The 23,562-nt window shown below is 68.7% G+C and carries 26 protein-coding genes; 11 read left to right on the forward strand and 15 right to left on the reverse strand.

Annotated features, from left to right (window positions below):
* Window positions 1–28: 28 nt before the first annotated feature.
* Window positions 29–1,009: an AraC family transcriptional regulator gene (locus ACFYNU_RS25840; RefSeq protein ID WP_356594501.1), complete on the forward strand. Its 981-nt coding sequence runs from the start codon at window positions 29–31 to the stop codon at window positions 1,007–1,009.
* Between the two features lie 49 nt (window positions 1,010–1,058).
* On the opposite strand, the gene ACFYNU_RS25845 is transcribed toward ACFYNU_RS25840, so the two are convergent.
* Together ACFYNU_RS25845 and ACFYNU_RS25850 are read right to left on the reverse strand one after the other, a co-directional pair.
* On the reverse strand, window positions 1,059–1,652 hold the full coding sequence (locus ACFYNU_RS25845) for a MarR family transcriptional regulator (protein WP_356594499.1): 594 nt from the start codon (window positions 1,650–1,652) through the stop codon (window positions 1,059–1,061).
* A gap of 97 nt (window positions 1,653–1,749) precedes the next feature.
* Window positions 1,750–2,715, reverse strand: coding sequence for a helix-turn-helix transcriptional regulator (locus ACFYNU_RS25850; protein ID WP_356594497.1), 966 nt, complete (start codon window positions 2,713–2,715; stop codon window positions 1,750–1,752).
* A gap of 15 nt (window positions 2,716–2,730) precedes the next feature.
* Here ACFYNU_RS25850 and ACFYNU_RS25855 point away from each other — a divergent pair, with 15 nt between their 5' ends.
* Entirely contained in the window at window positions 2,731–3,666 is a 936-nt protein-coding gene (locus ACFYNU_RS25855; RefSeq protein WP_356594495.1) for an SDR family NAD(P)-dependent oxidoreductase, read from the forward strand.
* A gap of 107 nt (window positions 3,667–3,773) precedes the next feature.
* Window positions 3,774–4,100 carry a plasmid stabilization protein gene (locus tag ACFYNU_RS25860; protein ID WP_356594493.1) on the forward strand — a complete coding sequence of 109 codons (327 nt, stop codon included), beginning with the start codon at window positions 3,774–3,776 and terminating at the stop codon, window positions 4,098–4,100.
* A 158-nt stretch (window positions 4,101–4,258) separates the two neighbouring features.
* On the opposite strand, the gene ACFYNU_RS25865 is transcribed toward ACFYNU_RS25860, so the two are convergent.
* The 3 genes from ACFYNU_RS25865 to ACFYNU_RS25875 all read right to left on the reverse strand — a co-directional run bounded on the left by ACFYNU_RS25865 (window position 4,259) and on the right by ACFYNU_RS25875 (window position 6,688).
* The gene (locus ACFYNU_RS25865) at window positions 4,259–4,924 is read right to left on the reverse strand and encodes an HAD family hydrolase (protein ID WP_356594490.1); all 666 of its coding nucleotides are present in this window, start codon (window positions 4,922–4,924) and stop codon (window positions 4,259–4,261) included.
* A gap of 151 nt (window positions 4,925–5,075) precedes the next feature.
* On the reverse strand, window positions 5,076–5,372 hold the full coding sequence (locus ACFYNU_RS25870; RefSeq protein WP_356594488.1) for a DUF4235 domain-containing protein: 297 nt from the start codon (window positions 5,370–5,372) through the stop codon (window positions 5,076–5,078).
* 152 nt (window positions 5,373–5,524) lie between these two features.
* Window positions 5,525–6,688, reverse strand: a complete 1,164-nt coding sequence (locus ACFYNU_RS25875) for a glutathione-independent formaldehyde dehydrogenase (protein WP_356594486.1) — start codon at window positions 6,686–6,688, stop codon at window positions 5,525–5,527.
* A gap of 215 nt (window positions 6,689–6,903) precedes the next feature.
* Here ACFYNU_RS25875 and uvrA point away from each other — a divergent pair, with 215 nt between their 5' ends.
* Window positions 6,904–9,372: an excinuclease ABC subunit UvrA gene (gene uvrA / locus ACFYNU_RS25880; protein WP_356594484.1), complete on the forward strand. Its 2,469-nt coding sequence runs from the start codon at window positions 6,904–6,906 to the stop codon at window positions 9,370–9,372.
* Window positions 9,373–9,452: 80 nt separating this feature from the next.
* On the opposite strand, the gene ACFYNU_RS25885 is transcribed toward uvrA, so the two are convergent.
* From ACFYNU_RS25885 to ACFYNU_RS25910, 6 genes are all read right to left on the reverse strand, one after another.
* Window positions 9,453–10,259, reverse strand: coding sequence for a BPL-N domain-containing protein (locus tag ACFYNU_RS25885; RefSeq protein ID WP_356594482.1), 807 nt, complete (start codon window positions 10,257–10,259; stop codon window positions 9,453–9,455).
* Between the two features lie 284 nt (window positions 10,260–10,543).
* Complete coding sequence (locus tag ACFYNU_RS25890) at window positions 10,544–11,023, reverse strand: hypothetical protein (protein ID WP_356594480.1); 480 nt, start codon at window positions 11,021–11,023, stop codon at window positions 10,544–10,546.
* A 26-nt stretch (window positions 11,024–11,049) separates the two neighbouring features.
* A complete protein-coding gene (locus tag ACFYNU_RS25895; RefSeq protein WP_356594478.1) occupies window positions 11,050–11,556 on the reverse strand; it encodes a hypothetical protein in 507 nt (168 codons plus the stop codon).
* Between the two features lie 75 nt (window positions 11,557–11,631).
* On the reverse strand, window positions 11,632–12,393 hold the full coding sequence (locus tag ACFYNU_RS25900) for a M48 family metalloprotease (protein ID WP_356594476.1): 762 nt from the start codon (window positions 12,391–12,393) through the stop codon (window positions 11,632–11,634).
* 8 nt (window positions 12,394–12,401) lie between these two features.
* Window positions 12,402–12,950, reverse strand: a complete 549-nt coding sequence (locus ACFYNU_RS25905; protein ID WP_356594474.1) for a hypothetical protein — start codon at window positions 12,948–12,950, stop codon at window positions 12,402–12,404.
* A gap of 913 nt (window positions 12,951–13,863) precedes the next feature.
* Window positions 13,864–14,232, reverse strand: a complete 369-nt coding sequence (locus tag ACFYNU_RS25910; RefSeq protein WP_356594472.1) for a hypothetical protein — start codon at window positions 14,230–14,232, stop codon at window positions 13,864–13,866.
* 564 nt (window positions 14,233–14,796) lie between these two features.
* Here ACFYNU_RS25910 and ACFYNU_RS25915 point away from each other — a divergent pair.
* Together ACFYNU_RS25915 and ACFYNU_RS25920 are read left to right on the forward strand one after the other, a co-directional pair.
* Complete coding sequence (locus ACFYNU_RS25915; protein WP_356594470.1) at window positions 14,797–15,156, forward strand: hypothetical protein; 360 nt, start codon at window positions 14,797–14,799, stop codon at window positions 15,154–15,156.
* A gap of 164 nt (window positions 15,157–15,320) precedes the next feature.
* Window positions 15,321–16,079 carry a TnsA-like heteromeric transposase endonuclease subunit gene (locus ACFYNU_RS25920; protein WP_388767357.1) on the forward strand — a complete coding sequence of 253 codons (759 nt, stop codon included), beginning with the start codon at window positions 15,321–15,323 and terminating at the stop codon, window positions 16,077–16,079.
* 58 nt (window positions 16,080–16,137) lie between these two features.
* Here the strand turns inward: ACFYNU_RS25920 and ACFYNU_RS25925 are convergent, their stop codons facing one another.
* Window positions 16,138–16,365 (reverse strand): hypothetical protein, encoded by a 228-nt coding sequence (locus ACFYNU_RS25925; protein ID WP_356594466.1) that lies wholly within the window; start codon window positions 16,363–16,365, stop codon window positions 16,138–16,140.
* A gap of 499 nt (window positions 16,366–16,864) precedes the next feature.
* Here ACFYNU_RS25925 and ACFYNU_RS25930 point away from each other — a divergent pair, with 499 nt between their 5' ends.
* Complete coding sequence (locus tag ACFYNU_RS25930) at window positions 16,865–16,987, forward strand: hypothetical protein (protein WP_356594464.1); 123 nt, start codon at window positions 16,865–16,867, stop codon at window positions 16,985–16,987.
* 346 nt (window positions 16,988–17,333) lie between these two features.
* Here the strand turns inward: ACFYNU_RS25930 and ACFYNU_RS25935 are convergent, their stop codons facing one another.
* Together ACFYNU_RS25935 and ACFYNU_RS25940 are read right to left on the reverse strand one after the other, a co-directional pair.
* On the reverse strand, window positions 17,334–17,969 hold the full coding sequence (locus ACFYNU_RS25935; protein WP_356594462.1) for an NAD(P)-binding domain-containing protein: 636 nt from the start codon (window positions 17,967–17,969) through the stop codon (window positions 17,334–17,336).
* A 33-nt stretch (window positions 17,970–18,002) separates the two neighbouring features.
* The gene (locus tag ACFYNU_RS25940) at window positions 18,003–18,737 is read right to left on the reverse strand and encodes an SDR family oxidoreductase (protein ID WP_356594460.1); all 735 of its coding nucleotides are present in this window, start codon (window positions 18,735–18,737) and stop codon (window positions 18,003–18,005) included.
* A gap of 144 nt (window positions 18,738–18,881) precedes the next feature.
* Here ACFYNU_RS25940 and ACFYNU_RS25945 point away from each other — a divergent pair, with 144 nt between their 5' ends.
* Complete coding sequence (locus tag ACFYNU_RS25945) at window positions 18,882–19,493, forward strand: TetR/AcrR family transcriptional regulator (protein WP_356594458.1); 612 nt, start codon at window positions 18,882–18,884, stop codon at window positions 19,491–19,493.
* Between the two features lie 652 nt (window positions 19,494–20,145).
* Complete coding sequence (locus ACFYNU_RS25950) at window positions 20,146–20,568, forward strand: hypothetical protein (protein WP_356594456.1); 423 nt, start codon at window positions 20,146–20,148, stop codon at window positions 20,566–20,568.
* On the opposite strand, the gene ACFYNU_RS25955 is transcribed toward ACFYNU_RS25950, so the two are convergent.
* Window positions 20,565–21,236, reverse strand: coding sequence for an HAD hydrolase-like protein (locus ACFYNU_RS25955; RefSeq protein WP_356594454.1), 672 nt, complete (start codon window positions 21,234–21,236; stop codon window positions 20,565–20,567). The two genes, ACFYNU_RS25950 and ACFYNU_RS25955, sit on opposite strands and share 4 nt — an antisense overlap.
* Window positions 21,237–21,335: 99 nt before the next feature.
* Between ACFYNU_RS25955 and ACFYNU_RS25960 the strand changes: the two genes are divergently transcribed.
* Complete coding sequence (locus tag ACFYNU_RS25960) at window positions 21,336–22,553, forward strand: helix-turn-helix transcriptional regulator (protein WP_356594452.1); 1,218 nt, start codon at window positions 21,336–21,338, stop codon at window positions 22,551–22,553.
* Between the two features lie 803 nt (window positions 22,554–23,356).
* Complete coding sequence (locus ACFYNU_RS25965; RefSeq protein WP_356594600.1) at window positions 23,357–23,554, forward strand: hypothetical protein; 198 nt, start codon at window positions 23,357–23,359, stop codon at window positions 23,552–23,554.
* Window positions 23,555–23,562: the final 8 nt, after the last annotated feature.

Genomic DNA, 23,562 nt, shown 5'->3' on the forward strand with positions numbered 1-23,562 from the left:
CCGTCGTTCTTTACGTATCGTCCAGGAGGTGTCGTCGGTGCTCGGTTTCGGAGATCCGGTGGCCGATTCGATCGGCCTGCTCCGGCCCCGCACGGTGGTCGGGCCCAATCTCCGGGCCGCCGGCGAGTGGGCCCTGCGCTTCGACACCTTCCTCCACGTACGGGTGGGCGGCCTCGTACGCGGCACGTGCTGGCTGATCCTCGAAGGGCACGAACCGGTGCTCCTGCGGGAGGGCGACACCTTCATGCTGGGCAACCCCCCGCCCTACGTACTGGCCAGCACACCCGACGCCACCCCGCGCCCCGCCGGGCCGGTGTGGGCAGCCGCCGAGGACGGATACGCACGGATCGGCCCGGAGTCCGAGGAGGACGTCTACCTCTGCGTCGGGCACATCGCCTTCGACGAACGGAACGCGGCCCTCCTGACCAATCTCCTGCCGCCGCTCGTGATCGTCCGCGTGGCCGATCCCCACGGCAGTACGCTCGCCCGGCTCACCGATCTCCTCGCCACCGAGGTCGGGGTCGCCGCCCCCGGCGGCCCACTGGTGCAGAACCACCTCGCACAGATCCTGCTCGTCCACATGCTCCGCGCCCACGCCGGCCAGACCGACCGGCCCACCGGCTGGCTGGGCGCCCTCAACGAGGACGGCATCGGCGCCGCCCTGCGCGCCGTCCACGCGGACATCGCCCACTCCTGGACCCTCAGGGAACTCGCCGAGATCAGCCACATGTCGCGATCCGCGTTCGCCCAGGCCTTCAAGAAACACGTCGGGGTCCCACCGCTGGAGTACCTGATCCAGTGGCGCATCAGCCTCGCCCGCGACGCCCTCGCCCGCGACACCCTGTCCATCTCCGAACTCACACGCGCCACGGGCTACCTGTCCGAAAGCGCGTTCAGCACCGCGTTCCGCCGCGTCGTCGGCACATCACCCGCACAATTCCGCAACCAGGCACGACAACCACCCCGCCCGGCCACGAACGGCAACCGGCGCGCCCGTCAACGCAGTTGAGCGTGGAACCGCCGACGCCGCGACGAGGCTGAGCGGGCGGTCAACCGGCTCAAGAACCCCCCGCGCCCGACGCCCCGGAAGCCGGGTCGGGCCTCCCGCGCTTGATCGCGGCGTCGACCGCGGCGCCGATACGGCGCAGTGTCGCCAGCTCGTGCGGCTCCAGCTCGTCCATCAAGTACTCGCGGACGGCGGCGACATGCCCAGGCGCGGCGGCCACGACTTCGTCGAAACCGGCCTCGGTCAGTGTCGTATTGGTACGTCTGCCGGGGCCCGGGACCCGGGCGCGCGTGAGCAGCCCGCGCTTCTCCAGCCGGCCGACTACATGCGACAACCGTGAGAGCGACGCCGACGTCCGCGCCGCCAGATCGCTCATCTGGAGCGTACGAGCCGGCTCTTCGGACAGCACCGAGAGCACCATGTACTCGAAGAAGGTCAGTCGCGTCTCGCGCTGCATCCGCGCGTCCAGGGCGGCCGGCAGGCTGATCATGATGGCGGAGTTGGCCAGCCACGCCTCCCGCTCCTCGGGGCTCAGCCACCGTGTCGCGGCAGGCGGTCCGGTCGGCTCCGCCGTACCCGATGCTTCCGCGTCCGGCGCGTCAGGCGCGTCAGGCGCCGCCTTGTCTCCCGCTGTGCTGTCTGCCATGCGGCAACACTAACAGGAGTTGTTGACGCTTCAAGTCGAATGGTGCATTCAGTGACGCTCACGTCGACCGGCCCCCGCCTACCGGGACCACCGCACCTCACAGCTCCACTACGTCGCGGGGCGTGAAAAGCATGATCCAGTGGTCGCTCTCGGGGTCGTGCAGCATCTCGCTGTCGAACGCGAGCAAACCTCTGGTCGGATGGTTGACGCGCTTCATCGCGGACCTCCATGTCCCGATCTCCCCTCGCTCCCAGTGGCGGCCGAACTCGGCACTGGTCGTGGACAGTTCGCGCAACAGAGAACGAAGTCGCTCATCGTCCGGGTAGAGACTGAGTGCTTTGCGAAGTTCGGCGGCGGCCACTCGGGCCAGTTGCTCCGCCCCCTCGTCCCCGAGCACTTCGCCCAGTCCCACCGACGTGAAGGCCTGGTGGACGATGTTGCGGCCGTAAGGCCCGTCGTCGAAGACGGGCCCGAACAGATCCGCCGCGGCGGCGTTGAACGCCAGCATGTCGAGCCGGCCGTCGTGAATGGTGACCGGCATGGTGTCGTCCAGGGTGTCGAGCAGTTTCCGGAGCCCCGGTCGGATCTCCGCGGCTGGTGCTCGCGGCTGCGGAGGTCGCTCGTCGGCGAGGCGGAACAAGTGGTCCCGCTCGGCGTCCGAGAGCCGGAAGGCCCGCGCCAGTGCGGTCAGGATCTCCCGCGAAGGGCGGGACGCACGCCCCTGTTCTAGACGGGTGTAGTACTCGACAGAGATGCCCGCCACGTCGGCGAGCTCCTGACGTCGCAGGCCCGGCACACGCCTGTGGGACAGAGGCGATGCCCCGGGTCGGTCCAGGGGTGTCATTTCCGCGCGGTGGTGGCGTAGATACTCGCCCAGCCCCGACCGCCGATCTCCCACCATGACCTCATTGTCCCGCACCAGCGGCCGGCGCCGGGCCGGGTGTGTGGCCCTGCGGATACCAGGCTCGACGAAGGCTCCCTGATCATCGAGCACTCCGCCAGTGTCGATGGCGGCGGAGAACGCATACGCCGACGCAGCACACCGGTTCTCGTACGAATTCACGCAGGAGGCGCACCTATGACCGCGGCGAACCAGACCTTGATCATGACCGGAGCCACTCGGGGGATCGGCCTGGAAGCCGCGCGGGACATCCTCAGGCGCAGACCCGACACCCACCTCGTTGTTCTTGGACGAGCCTCCTCCGCCGCCGAGGTGCTGCCGGGCCTGCGAGAGATCTCGCCGCACGTCTCGACCGTCGACATCGATCTGTCGAGCAGGTCGAGCGTCGCCGCCGCCGGCGCACAGCTGGAAGACCTCCTCGATTCAGGCGAGTTGCCTCCGCTGCGGGGCCTCGTCCTCAACGCGGGTGTCCATCTCTCCAACGCGTTGCGGACCACGGTCGACGGATACGAGACGACCTTCGCCGTGAACGTCATGTCCACCCACCAGCTCCTCAGGCAGCTGCACCCCCACATCCAGGCGCCGGCACGCATCGTCGTCACGGTCAGCGACGCCCACTTCGGCGACCTCCGGCACACCGGAGGGACCATGCCCGCACCCCGGTGGGCCATCCCGGAGATCTCCCGACCCGGAGCCTTCGACCGATCCGGGAATGTCCGGGCCGGCCGTCGTGCCTACGTGACGAGCAAACTCGGCGGCGTGCACCTGGTCCACGAATGGGCCCGCCGACTGCCCGACGGCATCGACATCGTCTCGTACAACCCCAGCCTCGTGGTCGGTACCGGGCTCGCGCGCGAAACCGGTGGCGCCTTTCCCTTCCTGATGAGCAAGGTCATCCCGCTACTCACGGTCACACCGCTCGTGGACACCCCGGTCCCCGCGGGCAAGAAACTCGCCGACACCGTCCTCGGCGTCACCCCTGCCGCGACCGGTGCCTACATCCACCGGAAGAAGGCCACGGCGTCCTCCACCGAGTCCTACGACGCAGACCGCGAACGCGCCCTCTGGAACTGGCTGGAACAGCTCCCGCCGCCAACCGACATGAGCGGATGACGTGTATGGGAGACGGGCTCATGGGCACCCGTTCACCCGTGTGAGGACCGGTGAGGTCCGGGGTACCCATAGCGATCCCACCGCACAGGACGAGAAGGAGGCACATCGTGCCCGCAGGAGCCAGTCCCAAGCGAGAGCGGCAGTACGAACACATCAAGAAAAGCGCCGAGAAGCGCGGTACGCCCGAAGGGCGCGCGAAGGAGATCGCCTCGCGCACGGTCAACAAGGAGCGCGCCCGCTCGGGCGAGGCGAAATCCACGAGCAGAACGTCCACCCGCGACCCCAAGTCCGCCTCGCAGCGCGGCGGCGAGCGCTCCCACAGCGGAGCGCGGGGCCCGACGAGGGACCAGCTCTACGCGGAGGCCAGGAAGAAGAACGTCGAAGGCCGCTCGTCCATGAACAAGGAACAGCTGCGCAAGGCCGTGGGCCGCTGAGCCGGACAGCTGCCTGGCAGCGCTCGGAGGACCCGGACAGCACGCCGCCCGGCCTCCGTGGTCCACACCGGACAATCACGGAGGGGGCGGGGGCCCTGGGATTCGCTCGGTATCGCGAGGGAAGCTCCTCGCTGTCCGTTCTCTGCCGCCCCCGTCGTTCACGCCGGGCCCATGAAGACGCTGCTGTCGAGCCGGGCCAGCAGGTCGGCGACGTTCTCGTACACTTCGCCGGCCCCGGCGGCTTCGAGCGCGTCGCGCGGAATGCCGCCCGACAGAACCGCGACGCTCCGCACACCCGCCCTCGACGCCGCTTCCATGTCCCACACCGCGTCGCCGACGAAGACCGCGCGCTCCGCGGGCACCCCGGCGAGGTCCAGCGCGGCACGCACGGGGTCGGGCGCCGGTTTGCCCCGCGGTACGTCGTCCGCGCTCGCGGTTCCGGCGATGACGTCGTCCGCGTCGATCGCCCGGCGCAGGGCGTCGAGTTCCGGTCCGGTCGCCGAGGAGGCCAGGATGTTCGTCCAGCCCTGTCCGGCCAGTACCCGCAGGAGATCAGCGGCGGATCCGAAGGCCGTCAGCCGGCCGAAGTACGTGCCGTACAGCGTGCTGTGCGCGGAGCTGATCTCATCGTCCCGGTCATGGTCCCGATCGTCGTCGAGCAACTGGGCGATGAGATCACCGGCGCCGAGCCCGATCGCCCGGTGGATGTCGGACATCGCCACCTGGTGGCCCGCCCCGCGGAACGCCTGCCACCAACTGGTGACGTGCAGGTAGTTCGTGTCGGTCAGGGTGCCGTCAACGTCGAAGATCGCCGCGCGAGCCACGAGGGCGCCTCACTCTCCTGAATCGGGCTCGGCTTGCTCCCGAGCCTCCTGGTCCCTGGCCTGGCCACCCGTTCCCCAGCCGTCTGTTCCGGCGGCACGTCGAAGCGCCGCCGGAACAGACGGCTGGGGACGAGCGGGACAGCTGACGCCGTCAGTCGCGGCCACCCTTGTCCGGGGCCGGCCAGGTGCCGGTGACCCGTTCGATGGCCTTGGCGCCCGACCGGTCCACGGCGCTGCGTACCACCGCGAAGATCGCGCCCTGCACGGCCGCAGCGAGCAGCACCTCGCCCCACCCGCGGTCACGGTCCAGAGCATCGGGTGCGTCATCCTCGTGCCGTATCACCTTCCACGCCTTCTGGAAGGCGAGCCCGGCCATCGTTCCGCCCACCCATCCGAGGGCGAACCCGACAGGCTTGTAGGCGAGCGGCAGCTTCCGCTTCTTCTGCACCGGTGTCTCCCTCTCTCGTACCGACCCCGTACCTCCGGGCTCGTGCGACACCTCACGGGTGCCCCTGAAGGGCAACCCCACACCGGGAACCACGATCCCGCCACCGCTCCCAACGGCAGCGGCGGCGGCAGCGCCGTCCGGGCACAGCCTGTCTACGCGGGCACGGATTCGGGGTGCAGAACCACCTTCGTCCATCCCGGGCTGCGCCGGTCGAAGTTCTCGTACGCGCCGGGCGCCTCGTGGAGCGGGAGTTCGTGCGAGACCAGGAAGGACGGCTCGGCCTCGCCGCCGGCGATCAGGTCGCGCAGCGCGCGGTTGTACCGCTTGACCGGTGCCTGCCCGGTGCCCATGCTCTGGCCCTTGAACCACATGAGCCCGTAGTCCAGAGGGACCTTCCCCTGGGCCTCCAGTCCGTTCTGAGCTTCCTTCCCGCCGGGGTCCTCGGGCAGGAACACGCCGACGACGCCGAGCCGGCCGGTGAAGCGCACCGAGTCGATGAGCTGGTTGAGCGTGAGGGACGCGTCCTCCTGGCCCTGCGGATCGTGGGCCTGGTAGCCGACACACTCGCAGCCGTTGTCCGCGCCGAGCCCGAGGGTGGCCTCCTTGATCACCTCGGCGGGGTCCTCCTTGCGCGTGTCGATGGCGATCGCGCCCACGTGCTCCGCCAGCGCCAGCCGGTCCGGTTGCTGGTCGGCGACCCACACCCGGCCCGCGCCCTTGAGCACGGCGGAGTACGCGGCCATCAGGCCGACCGGTCCGGCCCCGAAGACCACGGTCTGGTCGCCCGGCTTCACACCGGCCATCTCGGTCGCGTGGTAGCCGGTCGGGAAGATGTCCGCCAGCATCACATAGTCCTTCTGCCGCTCGGCGGCGTCCTCGCCGAGCCGGAGAGCGTTGAAGTCACCGAACGGTACGCGCAGGTACTCCGCCTGGCCACCGGCGTACGGCCCCATCTCGGCGAACCCGTACGCGGCTCCCGCCATGGCAGGTTCGGGCTGCATGGTGAGGCAGTAGTTCGTCAGTCCCCGCTCACACTGCTTGCAGAAGCCGCACGCGATGTTGAAGGGCAGGACGACGTACTCCCCCACCTTCACCTTGCTGACTCCGGAGCCGACCTCCACGACCTCGCCCATGTTCTCGTGTCCGAGGCTGCGCCCCTGCTCGAAGGACGTGCGCCCCTCGTACATGTGCAGGTCCGAGCCGCAGATGTTCGTGGAGGTGATCCGGACGACGATGTCATTGGGATGTTCGATCTTGGCGTCGGGGACCTCGCTGACGCTGACGTCGTGCGGGCCGTTGTACACCACTGCCTTCATGTCGGGCCACGCTTCCCGACCACTCGGCCACAGCCCCGAGTCACCGTCCTCGGCGGCGAGGCGCGGGTGATCCGCTCACTTCTTCAGGACACCAGCGTGGCCGCTCGTCGGCGCCGGTCCACGCCGGGCTCATAGAACCAGTCTGGCACCGGCAGGACGGCGTGGCGAACGGCGCCTGTCGCGCGGTTCCCGGCGCGATCAGGTAATCAGGGACGGTGGACAAGGACGCGACCGACCCCTTCGTGCATGTACGGGGCGCCAGTGAGAACAACCTGCGGAACATCGATGTCGACGTTCCGAGGGACGCGATGGTCGCCTTCACCGGTGTCTCCGGTTCGGGCAAGTCCTCGCTCGCGTTCGGCACGCTCTACGCCGAGGCCCAGCGGCGCTACTTCGAGTCCGTGGCGCCGTACGCCCGAAGGCTGCTGCACCAGGCCGGCGCACCGCACGTGCGGGAAATCAGCGGGCTGCCACCGGCCGTGGCCCTCCAGCAGCGACGCGGGTCGCCCAGCTCGCGCTCGACGGTCGGCACCATCACCACGCTGTCGAATCTGCTGCGCATGCTCTACTCCCGCGCCGGCACCTATCCGCCCCGGGCCCCACGGCTGGAAGCCGAGTCGTTCTCACCCAACACCGCGGCCGGCGCCTGCCCGCGGTGCCACGGACTGGGCGTCGTGCACGACGTCGCCGAGGACCTGCTCGTCCCGGATCCCTCGCTGAGCATCCGCGAGGGGGCGATCGCGGCCTGGCCGGGCGCCTGGCAAGGCGCCAACCTGCGCAGTGTCGTGAGCGGTCTGGGGATCGACATCGACCGACCGTGGCGCAGGCTCAGGAAGAAGGACCGGGACTGGCTGCTGTACACGGACGAGCAGCCCTCCGTGTACATCGAGCCGGAGGAGGACCGCGTCGACTACGGCTACCAGGGCAAGTTCTGGAGCGCCCGCAAGCACGTCATGCACGTCCTCGCCGACTCCAAGAGCGAGAGGATGCGCGAACGGGCGCTCCGGTACGTCAGGAGTGTGCCCTGCCCGGAGTGTCACGGCAGCGGACTGCGGCCCGAGGCGCTCGCCGTGACCTTCGCCGGACGTTCCATCGCCGAAATCAACGCGATGCCGCTCAGCGAGGTCGTGGCTCTGCTGCGGCCCGTCGCGGGGCGGTCCGAGGCCGACGCCACCACGTCGACCGCCCGATCCGGGGAGACGACCGAGGTCGCGGTCCGGATCTGCGGTGATCTGGTCGCGCGGGTCGGCGTCCTGCTCGACCTGGGCCTCGGATACCTCAGTCTCGGGCGCCGCTCGACGACCCTGTCGCCCGGCGAGGCGCAGCGGCTGCGGATCGCCACCCAGTTGCGCTCGGGGCTGTTCGGGGTCGTCTACGTCCTCGACGAACCCTCCGCGGGCCTGCACCCGGCCGACGCGGAACCGCTGCTGGACGTGCTGGACCGCCTCAAGGCGGCGGGCAACTCGCTGTTCGTCGTGGAGCACGACATGGACGTCGTACGGCGGGCGGACTGGGTGGTCGACATCGGCCCCGGCGCGGGCGAGGGCGGCGGGCGCGTGCTGTACAGCGGCCCGGTCGCCGGTCTTGAGCAGGTGGAGGAGTCGGCCACGAGCCGGTACCTGTTCGGGCGTGCCAAGCCGCTCGATCACCGCCCGCGTACACCGCACGGCTGGCTGCACCTGAGCGGTGTCTCCCGCCACAATCTGCACGACGTGTCCGTCGACGTACCACTCTGCGTACTGACGGCGGTGACGGGCGTGTCCGGTTCCGGAAAGTCGACGCTGGTGACGCAGGTGCTCGCCGAGGTCGTCCGCGACCACCTCGGACTCGTGTCCGAGGAGCCCGACGAGGCGCAGCTGGAGGTCGACGTCCAGGACGCGTCGGGGGTCGAGTCGTTCGACCGGCTGGTCCGGGTCGACCAACGGCCCATCGGCCGTACTCCCCGGTCCAACCTGGCCACGTACACGGGGATGTTCGACGCGGTGCGCAAGCTGTACGCGGCGACGGACGAGGCCAGGGCACGCGGCTACTCGGCCGGGCGGTTCTCCTTCAACGTGCCCGACGGGCGGTGCGAGACCTGCCAGGGCGAGGGATTCGTCGCGGTGGAACTGCTCTTCCTGCCCGGCACCTACGCCCCGTGCCCGACCTGCCGGGGCGCCCGGTACAACGCCGAAACCCTGGAGGTCACCTACCGCGGCAAGAACATCGCGGAAGTACTGGGGCTGTCCGTCGACGCCGCCGCCACGTTCCTGTCCGCCGTCCCGGCCGCCTCCCGAAGTCTGGAGACGTTGCGCGAGGTGGGACTGGGATACCTGCGGCTGGGACAGCCCGCGACGGAGCTGAGCGGCGGTGAGGCGCAACGCATCAAACTGGCCACCGAACTCCAGCGAGCCCGCCGCGGCCACGCGCTCTACCTGCTCGACGAGCCGACGGCGGGGCTGCATCCCTCGGACGTCGCCCTGCTGCTGCGACAACTGCACCGGCTCGTCGACGCCGGCAACACGGTCGTCCTCGTCGAGCACGACCTGGACACGATCGCCACCGCCGACTGGGTCATCGACCTCGGGCCGGGCGGCGGCGACGCGGGCGGGCGAGTGGTCGCGGCGGGCCCGCCGACCAAGGTGGCAAGGACCCGCCACAGCGCCACCGCACCCTATCTCGCGGCCCGGCTCGCACGCTCCTGACGACGGCGCGAGGGGCCGAGCACCGGTCAGCCGGGTTCGGGGCGCGGGGTCGAGCCGTTGTCGCCAAACCGGACGCATCTTCATCTGGTCCGCCCGACGGTCCTCTCGATCAGTTCGTTGGCCAGGTCGAACCGGACACCGTCGGGATTCTTCAGCCCGGCCTCCTCGTACCAGGAGCGGTCGGCCTCCGGGTGGGGGCCGCTGACTCCGACGCTGCCCCGGCCGTACGGGGCGACGACGACGGCAGCCGCTCCGTTGGGGTAGACGGCCAGGACGTCGGCATCGGCGCCGTGGTCGAGGAGGAAGGCCGGGCCGTCCTGGAAGTACATGTACCGCCGCTTGCCGCGCCACGTCACCGGCACCACGGTGTCCCGATCGTCATGGACCGTGGTGTCCGGGAGGTCGATGTATCCGTTGGTGTCACCGGGCAGCAGGTCGAACCCGGGGTTGCGTCCGGCGAGGTAACCGCCGAAGCACAGGCCCAGGTAACTGCCGCCGCCCCGGACCCAGTCGCGCATGATCCCGGCCGAGTCACGCAGTACCCGCCACACCCCGTCGAGGTCGGAACCGCCGCCCGGCTGGACGTACAGCCGCGCGTCGGCCAGAACGCGGGCGGTCAGGGGGACCCCGGTGCCGGGGCCGACGTACTTGACACGGAAGGACCCCGGCGCCCGGCGCAGCAGGGAGGCGATCGTCGGCGCGCAGTCGGAGCAGCCCTGAGGGCCGTTGTAGACCAGGGCGAGGGGCCTCTTCTCCGTCGGCTCCTCAGCGTTCGACCGGGCACAGCCCGCGGCCAGCAGGGCGGCGGCGGGGAGAACGCCGAGAAGCAGACGGCGCCGGTCCGCGGTGGCCGGCCGGGGGCCGGTGCTCAGATCCCTGGCGGGCATGGTGCGTCTCCTGTCTTCCCGGTCCGGACGCGAACCGGGGCCGAAGCCGAAAGCACGACGGGCGATGTCAGGGAGAACCGGTCACCCGGCACGACTGCCCGTCTCGGGAGAACCAGGGGGCTCCCTCTCCCTTTGATGCTCGCGACGCTCCGCCGGTTCACCATGCACAGCTATCACGGTGACCGGGCCCGGCAAGTGACCAAGGGCCGGTGTCCGGCCGATGAGTCGCCGAGGCTGAGCAGGAGCGACGGCTCGGCGAAGCGGAGGGCCTCCCCGATGAGGGATCACTTCGTGCGGAACTTCAGCACGGCGCCGTCCTTGTCGATGGCGACGGCGTTGAAGGCGAGTTCTCTGCCATCCGCTTCGCCGAATGATCCGGTTCCGCCGTCGGTCAGCCAGACCTCCCCCACGGCACCGCCGGGGTCGTTGTTGCGCACCGTGGCCTTGGTTTCCGACAGCGACGCGCGTACTTTCCATTCGCCGATCGCGAGATGCGTCTGTTTCGTTACGAGGATTTCGCAGGTCCCGTCCTTGCAGGCGCCGACATCCGTGCCGTCCGCGGCCGTGGGCAGTGGTTCGGGCGGGGCGCACTTGGGCGCGGTGCGGTACGCGGCCGACAGCTTCGGTTCCTGGGCCACCAAGGCGGTCAGGTCGGGCCTGGGCATCCTCAGGGACGCGATCAGCTCGCCGACGCGTTCGGCCCGGCCGACCGAATCCTCCCCGGTGCCGGTATGAGGGCCTGGGTCGGTCAGCCCGGTGACCATCGGTCGGACCCTCGCGACCTCCTTGGTCAGGCCGTCGTGCAGCCGGTCCGCGGTGGCGATGCCCGACGACCGTACGCCTGCGCTCGCGAGCCCCTTCCGCGTCGGCCCGTGAGCACCGCGTGGACGGCGGCCCGCCACAGCATGGTGCCCACGATCGCGGTCGCCAGCCCCGCACCGAGCAGCGCGCAGGCCAACTGCGCCCAGGCCGGAACATCACCCTGACCCAGATCGGCCGAGCCACTCGCCCAGTCGGTGACGATGATCGCCGCCGCGCCGGCCAAGAACATGGGCATCCGCTGGACGTCGAACAACCGAACGGGGTCGACCAGCGCCCGCTCCCGCTGTGCCCAGTCCGGATGCGTACGCCAGAGACCGGCGAACGAGATGAGCGCGCGCCTGACCCGACCCGCACTCGCCCGGGCGGCGGCGCCGTGCCGCCACGCACGCGGGTCGGCGCCCCACCGCGCGGCGTCGGCGTCGGCGTAGAGCTCCCGGGTGCGGAGCACGTCGGCACGCGCGAGATAGACCAGCACGGTCAGGAACAGCGCCTGGCACAGTTCGTAGACCGCGCTCGGGACATTCGTCGCCGCGTAACCCCCGGACGGGTACTACGGGTACTGGGGGAGGTCCCGCCTGAGGTAGGCGGCGTGGATCAGCACGTTGGCCGGCATCAGGACCGCGAGGAAGACCCGCCACAACGCGACGGTGGCGTAAGTGATGTCGACATCCCGATTCCGGATATGGGCGAGTTCGTGGAGCACGACTCCGCGAAACCCGGCAGGGTCGGCCAATCGACGGACGAGCAATCCACCGTGCAGGCATACGGTGTATCGGCGCCACCGCCCGAACACGACGGCACTGGGCGTATGAGCCGCCGGGTCGACGACGACCCGCGGAGGGCGGGTGAGCCCGGCCACGGCAACCAGTTCGTCGACGAGACGACGCACCTCACCGGTCGGATCGATCTGCCGATCGAGCGGTACGACCTTCCCGCGCCGGCCTTTCCAGCGGGGCAGCACCCAGTAGAGGACGGCCACCGCGGCGATCAGCAGCGCCAGTTCCAGCAGCACGGGCCACAACGGCAATCTGTGCTCGAAGCGGCGTTGGCAGACGTCCAGTGCCTCCGCGACTCCCGGGCGCCGTAACGCCAGCAGGGTCTCCTGGGGATCGCCGTTGGGATCGGCTCCCGCCGCGTAATAGCAGCCGACGCTCCCGAGGACGTTCCCTTCTGATGTGAGCCAATAGGAAATGGTGTAGTTGACATTCTTCATCGCCGAGAGGCTGGCGACGAGGGCCAGCGCTGTCAGCAGCACGAAGCGGGATGTGGTCCCCGCCGCGAGGACTCGTTCGTCGATCCGCGTGGTCGGCACTGACATGACTACGCAGGGGTGTTCAACTCGTCGGTGTCGTCGTCACGGTCGGTCCCCCGGGAGGGCGCGGGCGAATCCGCAGGCAGCAGAAGGTGAACCGCCACCCGATCGGCGAGCGTCTCCGCGCGCTCGTCCTCCAGACCGGTCTCCGCGGACAACTCCACGATTCGCCGCCGTACCTCGGCCACCTGATCGGCGTTCAGCACGGGTACCACCAGCGGTGCGGATCGTCGCCGGAACATGCCGCCGAACCGCCCTCCCGACCGGGAGGGAGTGCCGTCGATCGTGCGGCCGACGACTCGCCTCACGCATTCGTCCAGGGCCACCCAGATCACCGGAGTGGCCAGATAGACCATTTCCTCCAGCCCGAACCCCAGGGGCTCGCGGCCCCTGCGACGGCTGGTCAGACGTGCGATCACGGTCTCGTCGTCGAAGCGGCGTAACCCGTCCACAACGGGCAGTTCCTCGGCCGCCACCTCGGCGATGACGGCACGAACCACATCACGCACCGCCGTCCCGGACGACGAAGCCTGCTTCTGATCCCCCGTGGTGTCCATTTTCCCTCCCTGGAGCGCCAGTTGTGAACGCCGCACGCTAGCTATCGCTCTCGCGATGTGAGGGTCGAATGTGTGATGTACCAGCCAAAGGAGTGAACCGTCGTCGCCACGGCCACCATGATCGTGCGCAGCCGTTGGTTGAGAGAAGCCCGAACGGGAGGAGGCGGCGACAACTGCTGAGCGATTCGAAGGCAGTTCACCGAGCTTCTGCCGCGGCCGGCGAGCCGCTTTCTTCGTTTCGCACGTCTGGTCCGTAGTACTGGCGCGACACCGTTCTGTGCCACGGCGGCCATCGGTCTCGCCCTGCTGCTCCCGCCCGCCCCCGCCGCCGCAGCCAGCGGTGAGCCCGGCACAGGGCGGGCTCACCGGAGGAGGACACCCCCTCGGGCGACCAGATGGAGAGGAGAGTGCGCGGGCGCCCTCAACTTCGAACGAGCACCGCGTGCTGAGCCGCGACCTGCTCCAGCCCCGCGTACAGCCGTTGGGCACGTCGGCTGTCTGGGCCGCCGCAGGACTGCCCATTGGTGGTCGGCAGCAGGGTCCGGTGGGCGCCGGTCATCAATACGGCAAGAGATCCGCTGAACGTCCAAGCGGTCCGAGGCCGCCCAGGCCCAATTGCTGCCAGCGGCGGACGATCCGACGTGGGAGGCAGTGCTGCGCGGAGCCTCGGCCCCGACTGCTCCGCGCAGCGAGGTTGCGTGGCGAACAGCTGTCGTTTCAGAGGTTGTGGCGTGCAAATTGCACGTCCGCACGCGGATTGGGTGTGGGCTGGGAGTTCACCCACGTCGAACGATTACCCGCCTGGACGATGCACGCGCCCGTCGGCATGCAACGGGCTTGAACGCCTCATCTTGAACTCCGAGAACCTGATCACTTGGGCCGCGATCACCCTCAGGGCCAGGGAAAGGGAAGCTCAGGATGTCTCGCAGACCTGGGTCTCGGAACGTGTGTACCTGGTGCCATTGACCTCTACCCACCCACTGACGTAGGCGCATGCCTTGTCGGCCTCGGAGACGTAAATGCCTCCTGCGTAGGTGTCGAACAGACCGGTGTCGTTCCAGGATGTCGCCCATAGCCAGTGGCGCAGACGAACCTCCATGTTGTGCTTGCCCGACCGATTGTCGTAGGTCTTCGCACAGTACGTACCGCTGCCGGCGCTGTCATACCAGACTTGGATCTGGGCCACATTGTCCGGCACTCCGATGGTCCTCACCAGGGTGCCCTTGCACGGGCCATCGAACGGGCCCGCGTAGCCCGGCGGGGCCGCGGACGCAGTGCTCACCCCACTCAAGGTGACACCTACTACGGCCCCGCAGACCGCAGCGATGGATAAAAGACGCCTTTTCGCCCCGGATTTCCTTCTCACTGATCTTCTCCCTTGTTGGCCAGGCCAATCGGATAGGACTCAACCGGTTTTCAAATGCACCGTAGCGTCGACGAGCGCTGCAATAACTTGATCGTTCCGAGATTGGCCAGTAAAGGCACTCCTGGCTCAATCTTATAGAGAAAATGATCTGTTCCTGCTGCCGCATTTCCCATCCCCGCCGTACCTTGCACGGAGGCCCGCTCGCCACCTGAAAGGGCGGCGACGTCCCCACTTCGCCGCGGGCGGTTCCGAGTGCAGGCAGCGCTGCCCGTGGCCGCACCGGTCCAAGTTCAGTGAGATCGGTCAGGGTTCGCTGAGACAGGACAGTGGCCTCGCAGCGTGCCCGGGACCGCGCCTACCGGGCTGTCCCGTCTCAGGCGATCTGGTCCCCGTCTCAAATGATCTGGTCCGATTCGCTCGTCGTCTCAGATGATCTGGTCCGGCGGTACCGCTGTCGGTGAGGGGTGGCAGGCTGCGCCCATGAGCTACGACCTTGCCGTGTGGGAGGGCGAGCGGCCTGCGGATGACGACGCTGCAGCCCTGTGCTTCACCGATCTGTACGACCGATACATCGACACAGAGGAGCCTGCAGTTCCTCCGGTGGAGCGAATAGCGGCTTTCGTCTCCGCCCTTTTGGAACGGTGGCCCGATCTCACCGAGGATGAGGACAACACCTCGCCTTGGTCGACCGGTCCGCTGATCAGGGAGGCCCGGGGGCCGCTGATCTACTTCCCCATGCGCTGGAGCATGGCGGTGGAGGCATCTGCCTACGCGGCGGAGGTTGCTTCGTCGATGGGCCTCAACTGCTTCGACCCGCAGGCCCGGGAACTGCGGCCGTGACGATGGCGCGGGAGCGGCCAGATCCCTACTGCCCTGCGTCAACCAGATTGTTTGAGACGGGTTGTCGCCCTTTCGCATGACGATATACGGCTCTCGGCCACGGTGATCCGCAGGATCCTCCACCCTCGCAGTGACAGGACGATCCCGGCAGGGTGGAGGTGTTCGTGGACGGGTCCGCAGGTGTGGCATGCACCTGGGAGTACACCTCGGGTGTCGAGGTCGGATTCGTCGATGCCGACGGCGTCGAGCGTTCCGGTCCGTTGGCGAGCTGGTGGGCAGAGCCCTTCGCACTGGCGTCGCCAGTGCGGCCGTTCGCCTCGTTCAAGGGACAGGAGAACTTCACCGGCGAGTACTGGGCGTCGACCTCGCGGACCCACGTGGGCTATGAGTCGTGGGTGGAGAGGGACGCGGCGATGGCGCTGGACTTCGATCCCGCCGTCGTCGCGCTGGCCTCCCAGCCCTTCCGCCTTGCCTGGATGGATGGGAAGCGGGAGCGCGGGCACACCCCGGACTACTTCGCCCGGTTGCTGGACGGCACAGGTGTCATTGTCGATGTGCGACCGGAGAACCTGGTCGACAAGGCCACCGCCGAGGTCTTCGCGTTCACCTCGCGGATCTGCGAGGTCGCGGGCTGGCAGTTCCGCTACGTCGGCGACCTACACCAGCCCTACCGGGCGAACCTCCGCTGGCTGGCCCGCTACCGACACGGCCGCTGCCATCGCGCGCCGGTGGCCGACCGGCTGAGGGAGTTCTTTGCCGATCCGCTGCCCCTGCTAGCCGGGGCTGAACGGGTCGGTGACCGACTGGCCGTGTTGCCTGTGCTTTACCACCTGCTCTGGCGGCACGAACTGACGGCGGACCTGATGACCGCCCCGCTGGGAACCGGCACCCTGGTGCACCTGACGTCCGGGGGCCGGCCGTGAACTCCGCGCGGTCTGGTCGGCTGCGGCTCGGCGACCGGGTCAGGTTCCAGGAGCGCACCTACACGGTGGTCGGCCTGACCGGGATGCGGGTCCGGCTAGCCGACACGCACGGTGTCGGCATGCTCGTCGATCGACGGCGTGCGACTGCGACTGCGACGCACCAGATCAGCCCGACCGAGCCGGTGGAATGCCCCAGCTGCTGCACGACAATCACCGGGGTCGCCGCCTGATCCAGCCCGATCGAAAGGTTCGACACGACGAACCTGCCCACCAGCCAGGCCAGCACGGGCCGCTCCCTCAGCACCGACCAACCGGCCCGCAAACCCCCGTCTGCCTTCCGCCTTCGTCGCACCGGGCGCGGTAGCTCTAGGTCCAGCAGTGCGCGGTGGCATCAATACGGCCGCCAGCAGGGAGAACACGGCACATGCGGTGAGCAGGCCGGTGGAACCGGTCTGCTGGACCAGGAGCCCGGCGGGCGCGGGACCGGCCAGGGGCGCGGTCTGGTCCAAGCCCAGGAGGACCGACTGCACCCGGTGCGCCCGGTTCCCCGCCTGTCGGCCGGCGTCGGTGCCGGTCGGCGACGATATCTCGGGCGAATGGCCATATAAGTTCGGCCTGTTCGTGGGTGTCTTGGTGCTTCCGTGTGGAAGGAGGTCTGTCGAGCGCTGGGCTTCTTCCGCGGCCGGAAGAGTCTCAGCAGGTCACGACTCGGGGAAGGCTCTCTCCTCTGCTCCGACAAGCAAGCTGAGGGATTTCCGTTTCACTCTCATGCAAGGAGATAGAAAATGGGCGACCAGATCACTCTCGCGTACAAGGGCCTCGACCAGCTTCCAGCGTGGCTGCTTGTCGTCGCGGCTGTCGTGGTAGCCGTCGTGATCGCTTCTCTGGCCTTCAAGAAAAACAGGTGAAGCTCTCCATGAGAGAAGTCCACACCATGTGCTGACCGGTAATCCGTGGGCGCCGGCGGCGCGGTCGTGGGCTGCGCCGCCGGCGCCCTGACCGGACAGGGTTGCCGGAGCCGGCCGAGAGCACCTCGTCTGCCATTCCCGTCGCGCAGCACAGGAGCCCTGTTGACTTCCTGCCCTGCCGCACTCGACCTCCCACACAGCCTGATCGAACTTCACCCGTGCCATGCCACGTTCGACGGGAGCCCGGGCCTGGGCGAGGGTGTTCTGGCGGCGCGGGTACACCAACGCGATGAGCGCGCGCCGGTGCGGCGGCCGGGCTTCATCGGCGGGTCCTTTCGGTGATCCGTCAGTCGTTTTCTCCGGCGGGAAGTTCGGCGATGCTGAGAGCGAAGTCCCATTTCCCCACCCCGTGGTTGGCGAGGCCCACCGTCACCAGCCCCGCTCCTTCCAGCCAGTGCGCCATTTTCAGGCCGCCGACGTCCAGCGGGCGCAGCCCGAGGCTCTCGATGAACGCCGCCACACTTGCCTTGGCCTGCGCATCGTCGCCGGCGATGAAGATGTCGGGCCGGCCCTTCTCCAGGACCTGGCGGAAGACGGTGTTGAACGCCTTCACCACGGCGGCGCCGGTCGGGGCCACCTTGGCGACTTCCTGCGTGATGGAGGTCTCCTCGCGGTGGGCCAGCCCGTCGAACGTGGAGTTGAAGGGGTTGCTGATGTCGACGATGACCTTGCCCGCCAGAGCGTCTCCGTACCGGGCGACGACCGGCACGACGCGGTCGTGCAACAGGGCCACGATGACGATGTCCCCGGCCGGGGCGGTGCCCCATTCTCCCGTCGTGGCGCCGCCGCCGAGAGTCTTGGCCAGGTCAGCGGCCTTGGACCGATCGCGGCCCATGAACTCGACAGTGTTGCCGCCCGCTATCGCCCGCGCGCCGATGGTGCGCGCCATGTTCCCGGTGCCGATGATGCTGATGTTGCTCATGAGATGTCCTGCCCTGGTTGTGTGTTGTCCGGTTCAGATGGCGGTGGTGCCGCCGTCGGCGACGAGTTCCATGCCGTTGACGTAGCTGGAGTCGTCGGAGGCGAGGAAGAGGGCGGCGGTGGCGATTTCGTCGGGGCGGCCCATCTGGCCACGGGGAATGAGGGACTCGAACTGGCGCTTGGTGGCCTCGTCGAAGAGTTCTTCCTGCTTGGCGGTGGCGACCTGGCCGGGAGTCAGGACGTTGACGCGGATGCGGCGGTCCTTGAGCTCGTTGAGCCAGACGCGGGCCCATGCCTGCTGGACGGCCTTGCTGCCGGCGTAGACGCTCCAGCCGGGGAAGGCGCCGAGGGAAGCGTTGGAGCCGGTCATCAGGATGGAACCGCCGTCGCTGAAGAGCGGGAGGGCCTTCTGGACGGTGAACAGGGTGCCGCGGGCGTTGAGCCCGAACCAGGTGTCGAACTGGGCCTCGGTGATCTCGCCGAGCGGGGCGGGCTCGCCCCCTCCGGCACTGGCCCACAGCACGTCGATGCGTCCCTTCTCCCGCCTGACGGTGTCGTACAGGCGGTCCAGGTCGTCCAGGTCGGCGGCGTCACCCTGGACGCCGGTGACGTTGCGGCCGATCTGCTTCACGGCCTCGTCCAGGGCGTCCTGGCGGCGGCCGGTGATGAAGACGTGCGCTCCCTCGTCGACGAACAGCTTCGCGCCTGCCAGCGCCATGCCGGTGGTTCCGCCGGTGATGACCGCGACCTTGCCGTCGAGCTTTCCCATCGTCATTCCCTTGGGTCGGTGGTGCCGTGCGTACCTGGGGTGACGGTGTTATGTACACCGCCCTGTGTGCTTACGGTACGGGGCAGGCGTCGGCGGCGCAAACTATGTACACCGGTCGTTACCTAGCTGCGGTACGGTGGAGGCATGACGGAGTTGGAGAAGGGCCCCACGGGCCGCCGCCGCGGCCGGGGCGCCCGCGAGCGCATCATCAGCGCGTCCCAGCAACTGTTCCGCGAGCAGGGGATCAACCACACCGGCATGGACCAGCTGTGCGCGGCGGCCCAGGTGTCCAAGCGCACGGCCTACCAGCACTTCACCGGCAAGGACGAACTCGTCGCCGAATACCTGCGCCGGTTCGACCCCTCCGTACTGTCCGGCGTGTTCGACCGCACCGACCTCACGCCCCGCGAACGGCTGCTCGCCGCCTTCGACGTCGCCCCCACCACTCCCCTGTGCCCGTACATCGGCGCCGCCGTCGAACTCCACGACCCCCAGCACCCCGCGTCCCAGTACGCACGGGACTACAAGAAAGCCGTCGCCGCGCGGCTCGCCGACACCGCCCGCGAAGCGGGCGCCGCCGACCCCGTACAGCTCGGCGAGCAGCTCGCGCTGCTCATCGACGGCGCCGCGGCACGGACCCGGGTCCTCAACGCCGACACCTTCCCCACCGCCGCCGCCATCGCCGCCGTCCTCATCGACAACGCCATCCCCGCCACGGCCGGCGACGACCGGCGACGGGAGGAAGTGTCAAGTTGACTTGGCACTCCGCAGCCGGGCCGGACGCGCGCCGCCGGTCGCGGGGCCGCACCCGCTGGTACGCGACACCGACCGCCCGGCACCCGGCCCGGACCTGCCGGCTCATACGGAACTGACCACGTGGCCAGTACACAAGATCGCTGCCGCCGGGCGGCGCTCTCCGCCCAGCGCCCGATCGTCATCACCCGCTGACATCGGTCAAGGAACCCTGGTCCCCAAAAACGATCAAGGGCCGGTTTCGGATTTCTCCGAAACCGGCCCTGATCTGCGACTGTCTCCAGTCGGGACGACAGGATTTGAACCTGCGACCCCTTGACCCCCAGGAGTAAGGCTGATCCCTTTTGTCTGAACATACGGCTAGAAATCAGGGAGATCAGCGTGCTCTGCTGTGCATGCCGTTCACCTGTGCCGACACCGTGTGGTCCCCAACTGGTCCCCAGGGCGAAGCCGGGACCATACCGCAGAGGGCCAAGGACTCTGCATGGCGAGGCGCTCAACACGGCGCGGCCGGACGAGTACGCAGCCTGGTCGCGGCACATAGCGCAAGAGGTCTACGACATGGTCTGGCTCTGCCTGCGTGAGGCGGAGCTGCCGCAGGTCGTGATCTCAACGACGCCACAGCCGCTGCCACACATGAATCACCCAGTCGAGCATGGCCGCACGCAGGAGAAGCTGCATCGGACAGAAGAGTGGGGTGCCGCCGCAGGTGTGCAGGAAGGATCAGGCGGTACGGCTCGCGGAGTTCGCCAAGATGCCCGAGGAGCAGCGGCGCGTACGCCTCGCCGACCTCGCCGCGTCGGTCAACCGACGCCTGGCGGCCGACGACGCCGCCGAGCCCGACGAGACGAAGGAGGAGACGCCACCACCGGCGCCAGACCTCCCCGTCAATGCGCCCGAGCGAGCCAGACACCCTGCCGGCGAGCGCCTGCTTGCCGCAACAGACGCCCTGGTCTGGAACGCCCTCACCGCGGCGGGGGGAGAAGCTAACAGGGCACAGCGCGCCTCGCGGCCCGGAGGAGAGGGGCATGTAACAACCATACGGCGCGCGACTGACACTCCCCCGAGAGCGGCCTAGGCCCGGCTCGCGATCAGAGTCAGCAGGCGCTCGATGTCCCTGAGGTCGTCAAGGACGTGATGAGCGCCTGCCCCGCGCAGCTGGGTGGCGGAGCTGCGGCCGGTAGCAACGGCGATGACGTGGACGCCGTTCTCGCGCCCGCCTTCGACATCGGCCGGGGTGTCGCCGATCAGTACCGCATCCCCCGGTGCGGTGGACGAGCGGGTGAGGGCCAAATCCACGAGGTCGGGCCGGAGGTCGGCGTCTTCTCCGTACGCCCCAGCCTCCCACTCGATGTGGGTGTCCAGGCCAAAGACGCCCAACTTGATCTCCGCGACAGGGCGGATGTTGCCCGTGACCACGGTTTGCCGGACGCCCGCGACGGCGAGGGCGTCCAGGGCCGCGGCGGCACCGAGGAGTGCGCAGCCGCGCTCTCTCAACTCCGCTCCGTGCGCGACGTGCTGCAGAGTGAGCGCCTGGGCGAAGCGCTCGAAGTCTGCACGGTCGGTGATGAGGCCGTGGATCTTCGCAGTCTCCCGAAAGATCACGGCCTCGGTGATCCCGTCGATCGTGGCCTGCTCTCGCATAGGCTGATGTGTCACCTCCGCGAACGCTGCAGCGGACAACTCGCGTCCCACGCCGCGCGTGTCGATGAGTGTGTGGTCGATGTCCCACAGAACCAGAGGCATGTGTCGCCCTTCCCCAGAATTGATCTCAATATCCGCCATGTTGCGGAAGGCCCCCATGGTGGAGCAGTCCGTCCTACTCTGTCGTAATCGGGAGGGCTGATGGCCGAGAACCCAAAGGTGCTCGTTGGGGCGCGTATCCGGCATTACCGGCGCAAGAACGGCAACAGGTCGATGGCCGCCGTGGCTGGGCTCTGTGGTGTCACCGAGCGGTACTTCTCGATGATCGAGAACGGGAAGCGCTCCCCCTCATCCGGAGTGCTGACCAGGATCGCCGCCGAACTCCAAGTCCCCGTGTCGGCTCTCCTCGGAGACGAATCGCCCACCAGGGCGCCCGTGACGCTGACGACCACACCGGACGTGGCCGGCGCCCTGCTGGGATACGGCTCGACCCGCGCGGTGGGGCCGCCGGAGGGCCCCGTGCTGCTTCGGGAGCGGGTTGAAGAAGCGTGGAGGACCTGGCAGAAGAGCGACCAGCGCTTTTCCGAGATCGAGGAAGCGCTCCCCGTGCTCATCGCCGACGTCGAGCACTCCATCCGGGCCTACCGCTCGTCGAGCGACGAGTCGGCTCGGCGTGACGTGCTCCGCGTGGCAGCTGACTTCTACGGGCTCATGCGCTCGTACTGCCGCAGGTCCGGCCGTCTGGACCTGTCGCTCATGGTCGCGGACCGAGCCCGTCGAGCAGCGGAGGACGCGGACGATCCGATCCGGATTGCTGCCGCTCACTGGAATCTGGGCCACTGCCTGTTGTCCCAGGACGGCGGTGCGCAGGAAGCGCACGACGTCGCCGGCGTCGCGATCGGAGAACTTCACTCAGTTCCCGAAAGCACAGAGAAGGCCGCCATCCAGGGGGCGCTCGAACTGGTGCGTGTCGTTGCGGAAGCCCAGCAAAGGCAGTGGTGGGGCGCCCGCCAACGCCTGGTCAACAAGGCGGAGCCGCTCGGGAAGAAGGTCGGCGAGTCCAACACGATGTGGACCGTCTTCGGCCCCACGAACATCGGGCTGCACGCCCTGAGCATCGAGATGCTCGCTGGCCAAAGCGCGGAGGGCCTACGCCTTGCCGACGACGTGGACACCTCCCAACTCCCCAGCAGAGAGCGCCAGTTCACTTTCACCCTGGAACTCGCCCGCTGCTATGACCAACGGCGCGATGACCCCGCCGTCCTCGTCCACCTCCTTGACTTGGAGAAGCTGAGCGCCGAGGACATGGCGCGAAGCACCGTCGCGACAGACATGGTGACAAGCCTTCTCCACCGCGTACGTCCTACCTTCCAGCCCCAGGCGGCCAAGTTGGCCGAGCGCCTGGGGATCGCCCCTTAGCCGCCCGGAACTGTCAGTTCACCCGAACTCTCAGTTCGGGTCGGTATCGCGCGCTCGTCGTAGCTTCCTGCGCACAGCAGTGGTCTACGAGATGAGCCTTACGTGATGACAGAGCCGCCGCGGGGTCGTTCGTGGCAACGCAGGGCGTTAGTGCTCCCGACCTGGGAAGTGCTTCGGGTCGGCAGGTACTACGGCCTCCAAGCCCTGGACCGACTCAGCCGACCGGGCACGGTCGCGGTAGACCCTGACGTGCGCGGCGTCTACTTCTTCGTCCAGGCCGGCACCACGGCTACATGGCCGCCGATGCCCGCCGACGGGCCTCTGAGTCTGACAACGGACCTGGAGCTTCCGCCCCAGGAGCGCTGCCGACCGCCCGGCACTTACTGGCTGGTGCCGCCTCGATGCGCCATCAGCGTGACGTGCTCGGGCGCACTTCGTGCGGCCCTGTCCCACGTGCTCCCCGGACTACGTATCGCCCTTGAAGAGGAGCCCCGTTGAGGAAGGTCATAAAGCGCGCCGACTGGACTCTCGGTGTCGATACCGAGCCCGGTGCTTCCGGTCCGGTGCATGAGATCGAGTGCACGACATGCGGTGAGTCCTCGGGGGCGGCGGAGGAGCGGGCGAGCCCCGAGGAGTGGGCGCTCGGCCACACCGGCGGCCATCCATCTCATCGCGGCTTCCGAGGAATCACCACCGCGTTCTTCCGTGTGACGCCGGCCCCGGGCAATCCGTACGCGGACACCTCGCCCGAGCTTGGGGCGGATCCGCCACAAGCTGGGCCCCGATCCAACTGAGTTGATGGCATGAGCCCCCCACACCTCGATAGTTCAGTGCCACCGCCGAAGCTCGTGACTCCGTCGGCCGCCCCGCTGCCTGCCGCGCCACCCCAGGGCATCGGCAGGGGGTGTCTCTACACCCTGTCGATACCGAGCTGCTTCGGCTTCCTCGCATTCATCGGCCTGCTGTTCTTCCTCGCGGCCGTGCACGACCTCACCCAGTGACCTACAGC

Source organism: Streptomyces sp. NPDC006643 (genome assembly GCF_042870175.1).
In the GTDB taxonomy this organism is placed as follows: Bacteria; Actinomycetota; Actinomycetes; order Streptomycetales; family Streptomycetaceae; genus Streptomyces.